Origin of the sequence: Pinisolibacter aquiterrae, from assembly GCF_019160155.1 — a bacterium.
Taxonomy (GTDB): Bacteria; Pseudomonadota; Alphaproteobacteria; order Rhizobiales; family Ancalomicrobiaceae; genus Pinisolibacter; species Pinisolibacter aquiterrae.
Genome location: NZ_JAFNIH010000041.1, coordinates 98,164 through 114,271 on the forward strand (window position 1 = coordinate 98,164; position 16,108 = coordinate 114,271).

The window sequence follows — 16,108 nt, forward strand, 5'->3', positions numbered from 1 at the left end:
AGGCCGAAGGCGCCGACGCACCCGTCCTTTGAAGAAACGCGAATTTCCCGTCTGCGTCGGAGGCATGAGAAATTAGCGTCGGGACTGCCGTCGGTCGTCTTCGATGACCGACGGTAGGAAGCCGGCTCCCGAACGGACGAACGAGACCGGGGCGAGGGGGAACCGCCGCCCCGGTCTCGTCGCCGGTCCGATCGGGAGAGCGTCGGTCAGTGACCGCCGGCCGGACCCGTATGGGCGCGCGGGCGCCGCATCAGGGGAACCATCACCACCAGGGTGACGAAGAGGAAGGTGAGCGCCAGGAACACGTCGCCGATCGCCCAGACCTGTGCCTCGCGCCGGACGATGCCGGTGAGTTTGGAGGTGGCGGCGAGGGCCGCGTCCGAGCCCCGGCTCGCCATCGCCGTGGTCAGCGAGGCGAGCATCTCTTCCGCCTTGACGTTGCCCCAGGCGACCCGCTCGTGCAGGCGCTCGAGGTGGAGGTCCATACGGTCGTTCATCACCGTGTTGATGAGGGCGAGACCGACCGCGCCGCCGAGGTTGCGCGTGAGGTTGAAGAGGCCGGAGGCGTTCTTGATCCGCTCCGGCGGCAGCGTGCCGAGCGCCAGATTGTTGATCGGCACCATGCAGGTCATCAGCGAGAAGCCGCGCAGCATCTGCGGCACCAGGAGTTCCCAGAAGTCCCAGTCCTTGGTGACGTAGGAGACCTGCCAGGTGCCGAGCGCGAAGCCCGCGAACCCCGCCGCGATCATCAGGCGCGGATCGACCTTGGTGATCAACCGCCCGACGATCGGAGCGGCGACGAACATGCAGATGCCGGTGACCGCCATGGTCTCGCCGATCATCATCGCCGAATAGCCGCGCACCCGGGCGAGATAGACCGGGTAGAGATAGGTGAGCCCGTAGAGGCCGATGCCCATCACGAAGGAGAAGAGCGATCCGGTCCAGAAGTTCCGGTCGAGGAAGGCGCCGAGATCGACGATCGGCTGTCGTGCCGTGAAGGCCCGCCAGAAGAACAGGATCCCGCCGCAGGCCGAGACGAGGCCGGTGAGGACGATCACGTCGCTGTCGAGCCAGCCCTTGGCCGGTCCCTCCTCGAGGAAATATTCGAGCGCGCCGAGGAACACAGCCATGCCGCCGAGCCCGGCCCAGTCGAAGTTCTCGAGCAGCGAGAAGTCGGGTTCGTCGAAGTCGACCAGGAGCCACACCGCCGTGGTGACCAGGATGCCCGGCACCACGTTGACCAGGAACAGCCAGTGCCAGGAGAAGATCTCGGTCAGCCAGCCGCCGAGCGTCGGGCCGATGGTCGGGGCGAGCGTCGCGACGAGGCCGATGATCGGGGCGATGATCGGTTGCTTGGAGCGCGGGAAGATCGTGTAGGCCGAGGCGAACACGGTCGGGATCATGCCGCCGCCGATGAAGCCCTGCAGCGCCCGCCACACGATCATCTCCTCGATCGAGGAGGACATGGCGCAGGCGACGCTCATCGCGGTGAAGCCGGCGGCCGAGATCGCGAACAGGATCCGCGTCGAGAGCACCCGCGACAGGAAGCCCGACAGCGGGATCATCACCACCTCGGCGACGAGGTAGCTGGTCTGAACCCAGGCGACCTCGTCGGCGGACGCCGACAACCCCGCCTGGATCTCGGCGAGCGACGCCGAGACGATCTGAATGTCGAGGATCGCCATGAACATGCCGAAGACCATGCTCATGAAGGCGAAGACCCGGCGCGGCTCGAAATTGGGCTCGATCGGGCGCGGGCCGGCCGCCGGCGCGGCCGTCGTGGTCGTGCTCATCCCGCCCTCCTCCCCGGCGCGGCCGCGCTCACTTCCGCTCCGTGCGGGTGTCGACGTCCGCCTCGACCGACATGCCGGCCCGCAGCAACCCCTCGCGGGCGACCTCGGCCGGAACCGCGATGCGGACCGGAACGCGCTGGACGATCTTGGTGAAGTTGCCGGTCGCGTTCTCCGGCGGCAGCAGCGAGAACTGCGCGCCCGTCGCCGGCGACAGCCCGACCACGCGCCCCTCGATGTGCCGGCCCGGCACGCCGTCGACCGCGAGAACCGCGCGGGCGCCGGGACGGATGTCGCCGATCTGCGTCTCCTTGTAGTTCGCCTCGACATAGACCTCGTCGAGCGGCACCAGCGCGAGCAGGCGCGTGCCCGGGACGACGTACATGCCGACCTGCACCGCCTTGTTGCCGACGACGCCGTCGATCGGCGCGCGCACTTCGGTGAAGGAATGGTCGCGCCGCGCCTTGTCGAGCGCGACGGCGAGCTCGTTCCGCACCGAGGCCGCCTCGCGGCGCTGTCCCTCGACGACGGCGAGCGAGGCGCGGGCGTTCTCGATCCCGGCCTCGGCGACGGCGACGCCGGCGGCGGTGCGGTCGCGGGCGGCCAGCGCCGTGTCGAGCGCCTGCTGCGTGCCCGCCGAGGACTTGACCAGGGTCGAGGCGCGCCGGAAGTCGGCCTGGGTCCGCGCCACGTCGGAACGGGCGGCGGCGAGATTGGCCTCGGCCTGATCGATCCCGGCCCGGGCGGCGACGATCTGGGCGTCGATGCGGCCGAGCGTGGCGTCCTGGGTGGCGAGCTTGCCCTCCGCCGCCTTCACCGCCAGTTCCGCGTCGCCCGGATCGATCACGGCGAGGACGTCGCCGCGCTTCACGTGCTGCAGGTCGGAGACCCGCACCTCGGTGACGAAACCGGAGGCGCGGGGCGCGATCGTCACCGTCTCCGCCTTCACATAGGCGTCGTCGGTGGAGATCAGGAACCGGCCTTCGGTCAGCCAATGCCAGCCCTTCCAGCCGACGAAGCCGAGCGCCGCCAGCGCGAGCGTGCCGAGGATCAGCCGCTTGCGGCGGGCGTTGCCACGCGTCGAGGTGCGGTTGGCGGCCGTGGGTGTGGGGGCGGCGGTGGCCGTCGGAGCCGCCGGGGCGGCGGGCGGGGTCACGGGCGGCGTGCCGCCGCTGCCGGGGGTGGTTTCGCTGCGAGCCATGCGGCCTCTCGTGTCGGAAGCGTCGTCTGCGACCGAGGTCCGGGACCACGCGAGCCACCCGCGATCTCTCCCTCGAACCGGCCGTTCGGGAACGGCGGCTCGCAGACGGTCGACGAAGGGATGCACGGCGCGATCGAACCGAACGGTTCGGTCATTGACCGTTGACATAGCGCAGGCGCGCGCCTAGATCAACATCGAACCGAACGGTTCGGTCAATTTGGCGTGAAACTCCAGTCGCGCCGCTCTTCGGGGCGGCGAGGTGGGGATCCCGCCGAGAGGGCGTCTTCCCGCGCGACCCCGGGCGTGCGAGCGTCCCCGCCCGGGAGAGATCGCGGGAGCGAGACGAGCGCCGCGCGGTGCGACGGCGCCGACCGAGGCAAGAGAAAGAACCAAGGCATGAACGATCCCGCCAAGCGAACCCATTCGAGCGAGGCCGGCGCGCACGCGCCGGCTCAGGGCGGAATCTTCGGCCATTCCGACGAGAAGGCGCGCCAGATCCTCGACGGCGCCCGCGCCGTCTTCCTGCGCGACGGCTTCGACGGCGCCTCGATGAACGACATCGCCAAGGCCGCCGGCGTCTCCAAGGGCACGCTCTACGTCTATTTCCAGTCGAAGGACCAGCTCTTCGCCGCGCTCATCCGCCACGACAAGCGGCAGCAGGCCGAACAGGCCTGTCTGTGGGGCGAGCGTCGGCCGGGCGAGGACATCCGTTCGGTCCTGACGGGTCTCGGCCGCCGCCTGACCGCCAAGCTGATGCTGCCCGAGCACATCGCCCAGGTGCGCACCGTCATGGCGGTCTCGCCGAAATTCCCCGAGATCGGCCGCGCCTTCTACGAGACCGGACCGAACTACGGCACCGAACGCCTCGCCGGCTTCTTCGATCGTCTCGCCGCCGGCGGCGAACTCGTCCTCCCCGACAGCCGCCTCGCCGCGACCCTGTTCATCCAGATGTGTCAGGGCGACGGCGTCCGCCGGATGATGTTCTGCGTCTCCGACACGATTTCCGACGACGAGATCGAGACGACCGTCGGCAATGCCGTCGACGTCTTCCTCGCCGCCTACGCGCCGAAGCCGTGACGGCTCGATCGCGCGCGGCGTGATCGGAAGGCCGGCGTGGGACCGAAAAACGAAAAAGCCGCCCGAAGGCGGCTCTTTGCGAAGGGCACTCCGTCCGGAGGGAAGGAGTGGTGGGCGCAACAGGGCTCGAACCTGTGACCCGCTGATTAAGAGTCAGCTGCTCTACCAACTGAGCTATGCGCCCTTCCGTCGGCCGGCGGTGCCGCCCGGCGAAGTGGCATCCGTATAGCGGGGTGCGGCCCGCGATGCAACAGGGTCGGCAAAGTTTCTTCGCATCGACGCCAAGCGCCTGTGGATGAATGAGAAACGCCGCCGGAGAGGCCCCGGCGGCGCGACTTTTCCAAAAGAATCTCGCTCAGATGCGCTCGCCGACCCGGACCGGCTCGGAGGCGTCCGCGGCCGGATCGGTCGCCTTCTGGCGCCGGATCGACAGCTTGTTGAGCGCCGCGACATAGGCCTTGGCCGACGAGACCAGCGTGTCGACGTCGGCGCCGCGTCCGGTCGCGACCCGGCCCTCCTCCTCGAGCCGCACCGAGACTTCCGCCTGGGCGTCGGTGCCTTCGGTCACCGCATGGACCTGATAGAGCGACAGCCGCGCCTCGTGCGGCAGGATCGCCTTGATCGCGTTGAAGGTGGCGTCGACCGGGCCGGTGCCGTTGGCCTCCTTGGTGACGTGGTGGCCGTCGACGTCCATGGTGATGATCGCCTTCTGCGGTCCGCCGGTGCCGGCGATGACGGTCAGCGCGATCACCTTGGCGCCCTCGGCGGCCGAGGTGATGCCGTCCTCGACCAGGGCCTCGATGTCCTCGTCGTAGACGTGCTTCTTGCGGTCGGCCAGATCCTTCATCCGGGTGAAGGCGGCCTCGAAGGCGTTCTCGCCCAGATCGTAGCCCAGATCCTTCAGCTTCTCGCGGAAGGCGTGGCGGCCGGAATGCTTGCCCATGACCAGATTGGTCTCGCGCACGCCGACGTCCTCGGGGCGCATGATCTCGTAGGTCTCGACGTGCTTCAGCATGCCGTCCTGATGGATGCCGCTCTCGTGGGCGAAGGCGTTCTTGCCGACGATCGCCTTGTTGTACTGGACGGGGAAGCCCGAGACTGTGGAGACCAGCTTGGAGGCCTGCGTCAGCATCGGCGTCTTGATGCCGGTGGTGAAGGGGAAGGCGTCGGCGCGGGTGCGGATCGCCATGACGATCTCTTCCAGCGCCGCGTTTCCGGCCCGCTCGCCCAGCCCGTTGACGGTGCATTCGACCTGCCGCGCGCCGCCCATCACGCCGGCCAGCGAATTGGCGACCGCCATGCCCAGATCGTTGTGGCAATGGGTCGAGAAGATCGCCTTGTCGGCGTTCGGCACCCGGTTGATCAGCATCTCGAACAGGGCCCGATATTCCTCCGGCGTGGTGTAGCCGACGGTATCGGGGATGTTGATCGTGGTGGCGCCGGCCTTGATCGCCGCCTCGACGCAGCGGCACAGGAAGTCGTGCTCGGTGCGGGTCGCGTCCTCGGCCGACCATTCGACGTCGTCGGTGTGGGTGCGGGCGCGGGAGACGGAGGCGAACACCTTCTCGAGGACCGCGTCGGGCTCCATCTGCAGCTTGTACTTCATGTGCACCGGCGAGGTGGAGATGAAGGTATGGATGCGGAAGGCATGCGCGTGGCGCAGCGCCTCGGCGGCCCGGTCGATGTCTTTGTTGGCGGCGCGCGCCAGGCCCGCCGGTACGGCATTGTGCAGACGGCGGGCGATCTCGGAGACCGCCTCGAAGTCGCCCTGGGAGGCGATCGGGAAGCCCGCCTCGATCACGTCGACGCCCATGGCGTCCAGGATGTCGGCGACCTGCAGCTTCTCGTCGAAGGTCATCGAGGCGCCGGCGGACTGTTCGCCGTCGCGCAGGGTGGTGTCGAAGATGCGGATGCGTTCACGGGAGGAGGGAACGGCGTTCATCGGATCTGTCCTCGATATCGGTGCGGCGCGGGACGGAGATGTCTGAGGTCCGTCGTCGGCGCCGAAGGGTGTTCGGTGGCCGGTTCGCTGCGGATCCCCTGAGTGCCCGCTTCCCGCTCATGGAGGAAGCCGGTCGGCGCTCAGGGGCCGATAAGGAGAAGAAGCGAGGCGGCGAGAAGGGCGAGCGAACCCGTGGCGCGGAAGGGCGCATCGATCGTCGGCGATGAGATGTCTCGCGCGATCATTCCGGGTTCGAGCCTCGTTTCGCTCGTCGAAGCCATCGGACCGAGGCGCTTCGCGCCATCGGCCCGCTCTTGACGGATCCTGACGTGACGGATCCTGAAGTTCAGGGTTCGCGGTCCCGGGACGAGACCGCGAGCCCTTTCGAGATACCGGCGATGACGCGGCGACGCAAGCGCGATTTTCACGCCGCCTTCGCCGAGGTCACCCGTTTGGAATGCGAGACGATCGCCTCGCCCAGTCGTTCGACCAGGGCCGCCTCGATCGAGCGGGCGAAATGGACGCCCACTTCCGTCGCCTCGGTCCAAACCACCTCCGCCTCGACCTTGCGGCCCTCGACCACCAGCAGGACCGAGCCGCCGCGCCTGAGGCCCGGAACCGGCGTCAGGCGCGCGCCGTCGCGCGAGATGTCGGCGAGCGTGGTGCGCGTCTCGCGCCCGTCGACGACGATGCCGATCTCCGCCGAACTCGACCAGCGATCGGTCTCCCGGCGTTCGGCCTTGCGGGTCGCCTCCTCGACGATCGCCGGGATCTCGGCGCGGACGCGGTCGGAGGATCGTTTCATCGCGTCGGAGACGTCGGTCACCCGCTCCGCCGACGTGGTCGAATGGGCGACGCGGTCGGCGATGTCGATCATCCGCCGCGCCACGTCGTCGACGGCGGTGTTGGTGCGTTCCACCGAGTCGGAGAACGAGTTCATCGCCGCCCGCTGCTCCTCCATCGCCGCCGCGATCGCCGAGGACACCCCGTCGAGCGTGGCGATCTGGTCGGTGACCGAGCCGATCGCGCCGACCGCGCGTTTGGTCGCGGTCTGGATCTCGGCGACCTTGCGGCCGATCTCCTCCGTCGACTTGGCGGTCTGCCCGGCCAGTTCCTTGACCTCCTGGGCGACGATGGCGAACCCGCGCCCGGCTTCGCCCGCGCGCGCCGCCTCGATGGTGGCGTTGAGGGCGAGGAGATTGGTCTGACCGGCGATCTCGGCGATCGTCGAGACGATCTCGCCGATGTCGGAGGTGACCCGGGAGAGCCCGTCGATCGCCTCGCGCGACTGGTCGGCGCGGCCGACCGCGTCGCGGGTCAGCGTCGAGGATCGGCCGATCTGGTCGGCGATCTCGCCGATCGCCATGATCACCTGGGTGGTCATGGCGGCCGCGTCGGCGTTGAGGGTTCGCGTCGTCTCCGCCGAGGAGGCGGCCTCGGAGGCGGCGGCGCCGACGGTGCGCAGGGTTTCGAGCATGTCGCGGGCCTGGGTCTGGACGTCGCCGGACCCGCGCACGATCTCGCTCATGCCTTGTTCGGTCGCCCGCTCCACCTCCTGTGCCATCGACATCAGAACGGCGCGCCGTTCGGCCTCCGCGCGGGCGTCGAGGGCGGCGCGCTCGTCCTCGAGCCGCCGGCTCTCGGCGAGCGCGTCGAGGAATTGGCGCATGGCGTTGGAGACGCGGCCGATCTCGGAGCGCGCCGGCAAGGGGGCCGGGGCCGTCGCCGAGGTGTCGCCGGCGGCGATCTTGTCGATGATCCCGCTCACGCGGCCGATCGGCCGGGTGATCGAGCGCGCCACCAGGAAGCCGATGCCGGCCGCGGTGATCAGGCTGATCAGGCCGATCGCGGTGAAGACGAGGAACTGCTGCCGCGACGCCGAGGCGTGCCGCATCGCGTCGGCGGCGAGCGCCTGGCTGAGCGTGTCCTCGAGATCCTTGAGTTCGTCGACCCAGTCGGTGGTCGCCATCCACCACTCGCCGGTGGTGACGCCGTCGAGGCGTCCACTCTCCTGTCCGGTGGCGATGACCCGGCGCAGACGGTTCACCGTCGCGAGCGCCTTGGAGGCGTCGAGGGTGGCGATCAGATCGTCGTGCACGCCGGCCGCCAACATGCGAAATTCGCCGAGACGGTCGCTCTCGCGCGCCGAGGTCTCGACGTAGGCCTTCCAGCGGGCGGGTTCGAACCCGCCGCCGGCGATCAGCGCGTTGCCGGTGGCGCGTTCCTGGCCGGCATATTCCTTGGCGGCCATCAGCGACTGCAGGGTGATCAGAGAGGTCGTCACGGTGGCGTCGTCGACGCTCTTCAGCACCTCGGCGGTGGTGTGGAAGAAGTCGTCGATCATGCCGGAATAGCCGGCGAGCACGCCGGGCACGGGCAACGAGAGATCGTCGATCGAGGCCCGCAACCGCGTCATGTCGGCGACCCGGGCGTCGGCCTTCCGCAGCGCCGCCTCGACCCGGCCGTCGAGCGCCGCGCGTCCCTCTCGGGTGCGCAGCGCCCGGTAGGCCTCGGCGGCGACGTCGGTGCGCTTTCGCTGCGCCAGCATGAGGCCGCGCGGGGCCGGCGTCTCGCCCTTGGAGGCGACGAAGCCGACCGAGGCACCGCGTTCGCGTTGCAGCTCGTGGACGAGAGCGGCGACCGACTGCGCCGTCTCCGTGAAGGCGACGACCTGATCGGATCGGGTGATGGCGTCGAGCCGTTCCCACACGAGATACCCGATCACCGCCGTCAGCACGGCGAGCGCCGGGAAGACCGCCAGGATCAGCCGTTCCGAAATCTTGAGTTTCTGCATCGCGAGGGATCCGTCTCTGAGACCTCCCTTCAAGGTCGACGGCTTTCGTTAACCCAGGGTTTATCTGGGCGCCGTCTGCACGGCGCCGCGTCGAATACGATGAAATTTCATGATCCGGGGCACGATGTCACGGAAGATTGAGGGTGACGTGACCCGAAGTTGCGCGGCGTAATCCAGTCGAACGTGAAATGTCGCCCGGCGAATCCTTCGCCGCCCTTCGTTCGTGTCGCGCGTGACGGGTGATCACGGCGTGCCGAGAAGCTCTCCCTCGGCGACGCGGACCACCGATCCGCCGATGCGCAAGGCGGCGAGGCGGCCCTCGTGGAACTCGGTGGTGAGGTCGATCAGGCTCGGCCGTCCCATCTCGAAACCCTGTTCGATCCGCGCCCGATGGGTTCCGTCGGTCGGCGTGTCGAAGGCGGCGATCACCCCGGCGAAGGCCGCCGCCGCCGATCCGGTCGCCGGGTCCTCGCCGATGCCGAAGCCGAAGTCGAACATGCGGGCGTGGAAGGCGCTGTCGTGATTGCGCGTCTCGCGGCAATAGACGAAGACGGAAAAGGCCTCGGCCTCTCCGAAGGCGGCCAGCCACCGGGCCGGATCGAGGCGGGCGCGGCCGATCGCGTCGAGCCCCTCGATCGGCACGAAGACGAAGGCGACGCCGGCGTCGAACACCGAGGGAACATGGTTCTCGAATCCGATCTCGGTCGCCTCGAGCCCGAGCGCGTCGGCGATGGCGCCCTTGTCCGGCATCTCGCCCGGGACCCGCGCCGGCAGTCGCGGCGCATCGAACTCGGCATAGGTCGCGCGGACCGGATCGAGCCGCACCGCCGCGCGGATCGTCCCGACCGTCTCCTCGAGCACGACCATCGCGTCGATGCCGCTCTCGGGCGTGCCGAAGCGCTCCTCCGCCAGCAGCGCGGCGGTGCCGACCGTCGGGTGACCGGCGAAGGGGAGCTCGCGGCCGGGGGTGAAGATCCGCAGCGCCGCCGAATGGGACGGCCGGGCCGCCGGCCGCACGAACACCGTCTCCGACAGGTTGAACTCGCGGGCGATCGTCTGCATCGCCGCCGTGTCGAGGCCGTCGCCGTCGAGAACCACGGCGAGCGGATTGCCGGCGTGGGCGCGATCGGTGAAGACGTCGAGAACGACGTAGCGGCGGCGTGTCATGGCGATCCCTCCGGGGGCGTGAGCGGCGCGGCCGCCCCCTCGCCGTCGGCGGCGAGCAGGGCGAGCAGGCGGGGAACGTAGGGCACGCTCGCCTCGAGGGCGAGCGGATCGTCGAAGGCGACCATGCGGAGCCGATCGAGCTCGCCGTCGCGAACCTCGATCGCGGCGGTGAGCGCGGCGGCGTCGAGGGGGAAGCGATGGCGTTTGACCAGCGCGAGCCGCCCCGCCCCCGACGGGATCACCCACCATCCGGCATCGGCCGCGCAGGCCGTGAGCCGGAACCCGACCTCCTCGAACACCTCGCGGTGCATGTTGGCGATCGGATCGAGCCGGCCGTCGCGGCGGTCCTCGTGGTCGAACGAGCCCGACGGCGGATAGCTGAGGCCGGCATTGGCGGTGGTGGCGCTCTGCCGTCCGACCAGCAGGCGGCCGTCGCGGCTGGTGACCGCCGCGACGGGGAAGAGGTGGCGAAACCCGCGCTCGGCGAGCCCGCCCCGGAGGACGTGGAGCAGCGTCGCGAAATCGGTCGGCCGTGCCCGCGCCGAGAGCGTGGCGCCCCTCGCCTCGACCCGGTCGAAGAGGAAGGCCGAACCGTTCCACAGCGCCGGATTGGCGGCCTGCGCCACGCGCCAATGCGCCGCGACGGCAGCTCGTTCGAAAGCCTCGAGCTCGAGCGGCTCGTCGGCGACGGCGAGATCCACCGACGCGAAGCGGAGGGGGTGGTCGAGGGCGTCGTCGATCGGATTCACGGGCGGGACCCCGAAAGGCGCAGCGTGACCGCCACGGGACAATGGTCGGAGGCCTTCGGCCGGTCGAAGCCGACCCGCGGATAGCGCTCGAACCGCGCCGGCGCCGGCCGCATCCGCTCCACCGGCACCCGATGGGGCAGGCCCGACCGGATCACGCTCGGCCGCGCGTCCGGATTGGCGCGGGCGAGAGCCGGCGACACGAAGACGTGGTCGAGGGCCGCCAGTTCTCGCCCCTCGGCCCAGAAATGGGTCCAGCGCTCGATCGGCGGCAGCCGTTCGACCAGATCGACGGCGAAGTGATCGGCATGGAACGGATCGAACCCCGTCGCCACCACCCGTTCGCCGATCGCCTCGAGGGTGCCGTCCTCGCCGCGCCGGAGCATCAGATGGTCGCGGTAGTCGTTGAGATCGCCGAGGATCGCCCAATCGGCCGAGGCGGTCCGCGCGCCGAACTTCGCCTCGACCAGCCGGCGCACCGCGCGCGCCTCGGCCCGGCGCACCGCCATGGTCTTGTCGCGCCCCTCGGTCATGGACTTGAAGTGGCAGATCCACAGCGTGAGCGGGCCGTCGGCGGTCTCGACCTCGACCTCGAGCGCGTCGCGCTTGAAGATGCGGTCGTCCGGCGTCGAGCCCCAGCGGCGCAGATCGTCGTCGAAGAGATCGAGATCGCGATAGGTGAGGGTGGCGTTGCTCATCACCCGGATCGGCCACCCGCGACGGCTCGCCACCGCCACGTCGATGCCGCGCCGGTCGTTGCCGTCGAGCAGGGCGAAATGCTCGTAGGGCTCGTCGAGCGCGCGGCGCAGATAGCGGTCGTGAAACCACCGCAGCGCATCGTGCCCGTCGACCTCCTGGAGACACAGGACGTCGGCGTCGCAGTCGCGAATCGCCTGCGCCGTCAGTTGGCGCTGGTCGTCGGAGATCGACACCTGCAGGGCGCGCTCGATCAGGCGCCCCTCGGCCTCCGACTCGTGGTCGTAGAGGCCGACCGCCGCGTCCGGGATCCAGGCGCCGGTGCGCCGGTCGCGGTCCGCCGTGAAGCGGCGCAACAGATTCTCGACGTTGAACGTGGCGATCCTGACGGTCATGACGCCCCTCGTTCGCGAAGCCGGCCGGGCCGGTGCCGGACCTCCCATCCCTAGCGCGAAACCGCGTCCGCCGCGAGCCCCGCCGCGCGCGTCGCGGACACCCCCCGACCTTCGTTCGATATGAACCTATTAGGTATGATGTTGACGTATTCGGAAGCCTATGAAAGACTGTGCTCGAAACGGATGCCGCTCTCGGGAGGAGCTCTGTCGTGCTCGATGAAATCGTGGAAGACCGCCTGCGTGGATCCCTGCCGGCCCTGTCGCGCCTCGGCGCCCTGGTGCGTTTCGATCTCGGCAAGGACGGTCGCCCGACGCTCGATGCGCGCGGTGGAACGGCGCGTCTCGAGCTCGACAACGACGAGCCGGCCGACTGTACCATCACCATCACCAAGGAAAACCTCCTGAAGCTGCTCGACGGCAAGCTCGACCCGATGCTCGGCTACACCCTCGGCAAGATCCGGGTGGCCGGCTCGCTCGGCATCGCGATGAAGCTGGTGGGGGCCATCGCCTGACGAAGGGCGAAGGCCCGTGGACGGTGCCGTGCATGACGATTACGTCACCTGGGTCCGGTTGACGTGATCGGGTCGGCCCGTTAATTTTCGATGACGATCCGGCGACGTTCGAACCTCGGGAAAACCGGGGCGTTCCGGGGCGCAGCACGACAGACGAGTGAGCCGTGGGCTCGGGGGGAACGATGAAGTCGACGAAGATCGAATTTGCCGTCGCGGGGGCGATGGGTCTGGCTCTGGTGGGTGTGACCGGCGAGGCGTCCGCCGCCGGGTTCATGCTGCGCGAGCAGAGCTCCGAATATCTCGGCAACTCCTTCGCCGGTTCGGCCGCGCGCGCCGACAGCCCGGCGACGATCTGGTACAACCCGGCCGGCATGACCATGCTCCACGGCCACCAGATTGCCGGTTCGCTCACCTGGATCGCGCCGCAGGCTCGGTTCTCCGGTTCGAGCCTCGTCGGCGGCGGCCCCGGCGGCGACGCCATCGACGACGCGGCGGTCGGTTCGACCTTCGCCATGTTCGACTATTCCAAGGACCTGAAGTTCGGCATCGCCGTGGTGTCGCCCTTCGGTCTGCGCACGTCCTATCCGGCGAACTGGGCCGGCCGCTTCCAGGGCGTCGCCAGCGCCATCACCAACATCCAGGTGAACCCGAACGTCGCCTATCGGATCAATCAGAACCTGTCGATCGGCGCCGGCATCACCGGCTCCTGGGTCGAGGCCGACCTGTCGCAGGCGACCATGACGCCCTTCGGTCTGACTCGTCTGAAGGGCGATGCCTACGGCTTCGGCTGGAACGTCGGCGCCCTCTGGGAGTTCTCGCCGGACACCCGCGTCGGCATCGCCTATCGCTCGAACATCCGCAACGGGCTCGACGGCGAGATGACCTCGCTGAGCCTCGGCGGCTTCAAGCTCGCCGACATCAACGCCGATCTGACCCTGCCGGGCACCGCGACCTTCAGCTTCTTCCATCGGATCGACGACAAGTGGTCGGTGATGGCGGACGCCCAGTGGACGCAGTGGTCGGTGCTGAAGAGCCTCGACGTCTACACCTCCGCCGGTGCCCCGGTCGCCAGGCAGGACTTCTCCTGGCGCGACACCTGGTTCTTCTCGCTCGGCGCCGACTACGTCTGGTCGAAGGGTCACACCCTCCACTTCGGCGCGGCCTACGACATGGGCGCGATCGAGGATGCCCAGCATCGCGGCGTGCGCGTTCCCGATGCCGATCGCTATTGGCTCTCGACCGGCTACACGTGGGACGTGAACGAGAACGTGCGTTTGAACCTCGCCTACGCGCATCTCTTCGCGCCGACCTCGGACGCCGTCTCGACGCTGGGTGACGGCCTCGTGGGCAACTACAAGGCCTCGGTCGACATCGTGTCCACCAGCTTCGTCTACAAGTTCTGAGGCGAGTGAGCATCGTGAGCACGACCGGAAACCTCGGCGGATCGACTGTTCCGGGGGCGATCTCTCCTCGCCCTCTGACGGCCCTCCTCGACGACGCGGTGGCCCGCTGGCCGGACCGCCCCTGCGTCGACTTCCTCGGCGCGAAATGGACCTACGCCGAGATCGGCGATCAGGTCGAGCGCGCCGCGGCCGGGTTCCGGCGTCTCGGCGTGGTGGCGGGCACGCGCGTCGGCCTGTGCCTGCCCAACACGCCCTATTCGGTGATCTGCTACTTCGCGGTGCTGAAGGCCGGCGGCATCGTCGTCAACTACAACCCGCTCTACGTCGAACGTGAGCTGGTCCATCAGGTCAAGGACAGCGGCACCTCGATCATGGTGACGATGGATCTGGAGGCGATCTATCCCAAGGTCGCCGCCCTCCTCGCCAAGACCGATCTCGCCACCATCGTCGTCTGCCCGATGGCGAAGATCCTACCCTTCCCGAAGAACCTTCTCTTCCCCATCGCCAAGCGCCGGGACGTCGCCCGCATCCCGCGCGACCGCGCCCACGTGCCCTTCGCCGATCTCGTCGCGAAGAAGGAGCCGGTGGCGCTCGCCCCCTTCGATCCGAAGACCACGGTGGCGGTGCTGCAATATACCGGCGGCACCACCGGCGTGCCCAAGGGCGCGATGCTGACCCACGCCAATCTGACCGCCAACGCGCAGCAGATCGCCGCCTGGGTGCCCGGCGGCTTCCTGACCGGCGCGCCGAAGATGCTGGGCGTGTTGCCCCTCTTCCACGTCTTCGCCATGACCGTGGTGATGAACTTCGGCCTCACCCTCGGCGCCGAGCTGATCCTGCTGCCGCGCTTCGATCTCGCCCAGGTGATGGACGTCATCGAGAAGAAGCGGCCGACCATCTTCCCCGGCGTGCCCACCATCTACACCGCGATCAATCGCGCCGCGTCGGAAGGAAAGCACGATCTCACCTCGATCCAGTGCTGCATCTCCGGCGGCGCGCCGCTGCCCGCCGACGTCCGCACCCGTTTCGAGAGCCTGACCGGCTGCCGTCTGCTCGAGGGCTACGGCCTGTCGGAGGCCTCGCCGGTCGTCACCTGCAACCCGGTCGAGGGTCTCGACAAGCCCGGTTCGATCGGTCTGGTCCTGCCCGAGACGACGGTCTCGATCCGCACCCCCGTCTCCTCCGAGGCCGAGGTGCCCGGGGGCGAGAAGGGCGAGATCTGTGTCAAGGGTCCCCAGGTGATGCTCGGCTATTGGGGTCGGCCCGAGGCCACCGCCGATCAGTTCCACGACGGCTGGCTCAGGACCGGCGACGTCGGCCATCGCGATGCCGACGGCTACATCTTCCTGGTCGACCGCCTCAAGGACATCATCATCTGCGGCGGCTACAACGTCTATCCGCGCGTTCTCGAGGAAGCGCTCTATCAGCACCCGGACGTCGAGGAGGCCACCGTCATCGGCGTCTCCGACCAATACCGTGGGCAGGCGCCGATGGCCTTCGTCAAACTGCGCGAGGGCCGCAGCGCGACCGCCGCCGATCTGATGGCGCACATGGCCGGATGGGTCTCCAAGATCGAGATGCCCAAGGCGATCGAGATCCGCGACGCCCTGCCCAAGACCATGGTCGGCAAACTGTCGAAGAAGGAACTGATCGCCGAGCTGATCGCCCGCGACACCATCGACACCGTCGATCTCTCCGATCGCGGCTGATCCCGTCGGGGCCGGGTGCCGGCCTCGACCCCTGCCGGCGCGGTCCCGTGCCGCGCGACGACGACGGGGGAGAGCCTCCGTCGCCCCGCCCGCTCCTGTCCGTCCGTGACGGTCGGGGCGCGTCGATGGTCCACAGGCTCCGAAAGGCTCGAGACGCTTCATGACGATTTCGCGTGACATGAAAGTGACGTATAGGGCAATAATCAGCCCTCGATGTCGTCGCTTGCAGCTCGCGGAGCCCTCGGTCCATGGAAAAGATCTTCTCGGTCACGGAACTGGCCCGCGATCTCGGCGTGACGCCGCGCACCATCCGCTTCTACGAGGATCAGGGGCTGATCTCGCCGCAGCGCGCCGGCAACACCCGCGTCTACACCCATCGCGATCGGGCGCGGATGATTCTGATTCTGCGCGGCAAGCAGCTCGGCTTCTCGCTGCGCGACATCAAGGAATACCTGGATCTCTACGTGGTCGACACGACCCAGTCGGAGCAGCTCCAACATCTGGTGAAGAAGGCGCGCGAGCGCATCACCCAGTTGGAAGGCCAGCTCCAGGCGGTCAAGACCACGCTCCAGGAACTGAGGGACATCGAGCGCGTCAGTCTCGAGACCCTCTCCAGCCGCGGCCTTTCGGCCGAGACGGCGTGACGGGAGGGCGTTCGCCGCGCCGCCCCCGCTCG

At 68.9% G+C, this 16,108-nt stretch carries 12 protein-coding genes and 1 tRNA gene; 5 read left to right on the forward strand and 8 right to left on the reverse strand.

Annotation, left to right across the window (positions count from 1 at the left end):
• Positions 1-206 precede the first annotated feature (206 nt).
• Together J3S89_RS15940 and J3S89_RS15945 are read right to left on the reverse strand one after the other, a co-directional pair.
• Positions 207-1,793 (reverse strand): DHA2 family efflux MFS transporter permease subunit, encoded by a 1,587-nt coding sequence (locus J3S89_RS15940; protein WP_217928730.1) that lies wholly within the window; start codon positions 1,791-1,793, stop codon positions 207-209.
• Positions 1,794-1,821: 28 nt separating this feature from the next.
• Complete coding sequence (locus J3S89_RS15945) at positions 1,822-2,991, reverse strand: HlyD family secretion protein (RefSeq protein WP_230489196.1); 1,170 nt, start codon at positions 2,989-2,991, stop codon at positions 1,822-1,824.
• 396 nt (positions 2,992-3,387) lie between these two features.
• On the opposite strand from J3S89_RS15945, the gene J3S89_RS15950 reads away from it, so the two are divergent.
• The gene (locus J3S89_RS15950) at positions 3,388-4,068 is read left to right on the forward strand and encodes a TetR/AcrR family transcriptional regulator (RefSeq protein ID WP_217928732.1); all 681 of its coding nucleotides are present in this window, start codon (positions 3,388-3,390) and stop codon (positions 4,066-4,068) included.
• 108 nt (positions 4,069-4,176) lie between these two features.
• Here J3S89_RS15950 and J3S89_RS15955 read toward each other — a convergent pair.
• From J3S89_RS15955 to J3S89_RS15980, 6 genes are all read right to left on the reverse strand, one after another.
• A tRNA-Lys gene (locus tag J3S89_RS15955) sits at positions 4,177-4,252 on the reverse strand.
• A gap of 171 nt (positions 4,253-4,423) precedes the next feature.
• Positions 4,424-6,010: a 2-isopropylmalate synthase gene (locus tag J3S89_RS15960; protein WP_217928733.1), complete on the reverse strand. Its 1,587-nt coding sequence runs from the start codon at positions 6,008-6,010 to the stop codon at positions 4,424-4,426.
• Between the two features lie 424 nt (positions 6,011-6,434).
• Positions 6,435-8,804 (reverse strand): methyl-accepting chemotaxis protein, encoded by a 2,370-nt coding sequence (locus J3S89_RS15965; RefSeq protein WP_217928734.1) that lies wholly within the window; start codon positions 8,802-8,804, stop codon positions 6,435-6,437.
• A gap of 243 nt (positions 8,805-9,047) precedes the next feature.
• Positions 9,048-9,971, reverse strand: coding sequence for a PhzF family phenazine biosynthesis protein (locus tag J3S89_RS15970; RefSeq protein WP_217928735.1), 924 nt, complete (start codon positions 9,969-9,971; stop codon positions 9,048-9,050).
• Positions 9,968-10,720 (reverse strand): hypothetical protein, encoded by a 753-nt coding sequence (locus J3S89_RS15975; protein WP_217928736.1) that lies wholly within the window; start codon positions 10,718-10,720, stop codon positions 9,968-9,970. The genes J3S89_RS15970 and J3S89_RS15975 overlap by 4 nt, the downstream gene beginning before the upstream one ends.
• Complete coding sequence (locus J3S89_RS15980) at positions 10,717-11,808, reverse strand: endonuclease/exonuclease/phosphatase family protein (protein ID WP_217928738.1); 1,092 nt, start codon at positions 11,806-11,808, stop codon at positions 10,717-10,719. Before J3S89_RS15980 ends, J3S89_RS15975 begins: the two co-directional genes overlap by 4 nt.
• A 209-nt stretch (positions 11,809-12,017) precedes the next feature.
• Here J3S89_RS15980 and J3S89_RS15985 point away from each other — a divergent pair, with 209 nt between their 5' ends.
• The 4 genes from J3S89_RS15985 to J3S89_RS16000 all read left to right on the forward strand — a co-directional run bounded on the left by J3S89_RS15985 (position 12,018) and on the right by J3S89_RS16000 (position 16,076).
• Positions 12,018-12,320, forward strand: a complete 303-nt coding sequence (locus tag J3S89_RS15985) for an SCP2 sterol-binding domain-containing protein (protein ID WP_217928739.1) — start codon at positions 12,018-12,020, stop codon at positions 12,318-12,320.
• A 182-nt stretch (positions 12,321-12,502) separates the two neighbouring features.
• Positions 12,503-13,723, forward strand: a complete 1,221-nt coding sequence (locus tag J3S89_RS15990) for an OmpP1/FadL family transporter (protein ID WP_217928740.1) — start codon at positions 12,503-12,505, stop codon at positions 13,721-13,723.
• 14 nt (positions 13,724-13,737) lie between these two features.
• The gene (locus J3S89_RS15995; RefSeq protein ID WP_230489195.1) at positions 13,738-15,432 is read left to right on the forward strand and encodes a long-chain-fatty-acid--CoA ligase; all 1,695 of its coding nucleotides are present in this window, start codon (positions 13,738-13,740) and stop codon (positions 15,430-15,432) included.
• 248 nt (positions 15,433-15,680) lie between these two features.
• The gene (locus J3S89_RS16000; protein ID WP_217928741.1) at positions 15,681-16,076 is read left to right on the forward strand and encodes a MerR family transcriptional regulator; all 396 of its coding nucleotides are present in this window, start codon (positions 15,681-15,683) and stop codon (positions 16,074-16,076) included.
• The last annotated feature ends 32 nt before the right edge of the window (positions 16,077-16,108 follow it).

Excerpts from the sequence above, each read along its gene's own strand:
- J3S89_RS15945 (WP_230489196.1), bottom strand. The coding sequence starts at position 2,991 with ATGGCTCGCAGCGAAACCACCCCCGGCAGCGGCGGCACGCCGCCCGTG.
- J3S89_RS15970 (WP_217928735.1), bottom strand. The coding sequence starts at position 9,971 with ATGACACGCCGCCGCTACGTCGTTCTCGACGTCTTCACCGATCGCGCC.
- J3S89_RS15950 (WP_217928732.1), top strand. The coding sequence starts at position 3,388 with ATGAACGATCCCGCCAAGCGAACCCATTCGAGCGAGGCCGGCGCGCAC.
- J3S89_RS15940 (WP_217928730.1), bottom strand. The coding sequence starts at position 1,793 with ATGAGCACGACCACGACGGCCGCGCCGGCGGCCGGCCCGCGCCCGATC.
- J3S89_RS15980 (WP_217928738.1), bottom strand. The coding sequence starts at position 11,808 with ATGACCGTCAGGATCGCCACGTTCAACGTCGAGAATCTGTTGCGCCGC.
- J3S89_RS16000 (WP_217928741.1), top strand. The coding sequence starts at position 15,681 with ATGGAAAAGATCTTCTCGGTCACGGAACTGGCCCGCGATCTCGGCGTG.
- J3S89_RS15960 (WP_217928733.1), bottom strand. The coding sequence starts at position 6,010 with ATGAACGCCGTTCCCTCCTCCCGTGAACGCATCCGCATCTTCGACACC.
- J3S89_RS15965 (WP_217928734.1), bottom strand. The coding sequence starts at position 8,804 with ATGCAGAAACTCAAGATTTCGGAACGGCTGATCCTGGCGGTCTTCCCG.
- J3S89_RS15990 (WP_217928740.1), top strand. The coding sequence starts at position 12,503 with ATGAAGTCGACGAAGATCGAATTTGCCGTCGCGGGGGCGATGGGTCTG.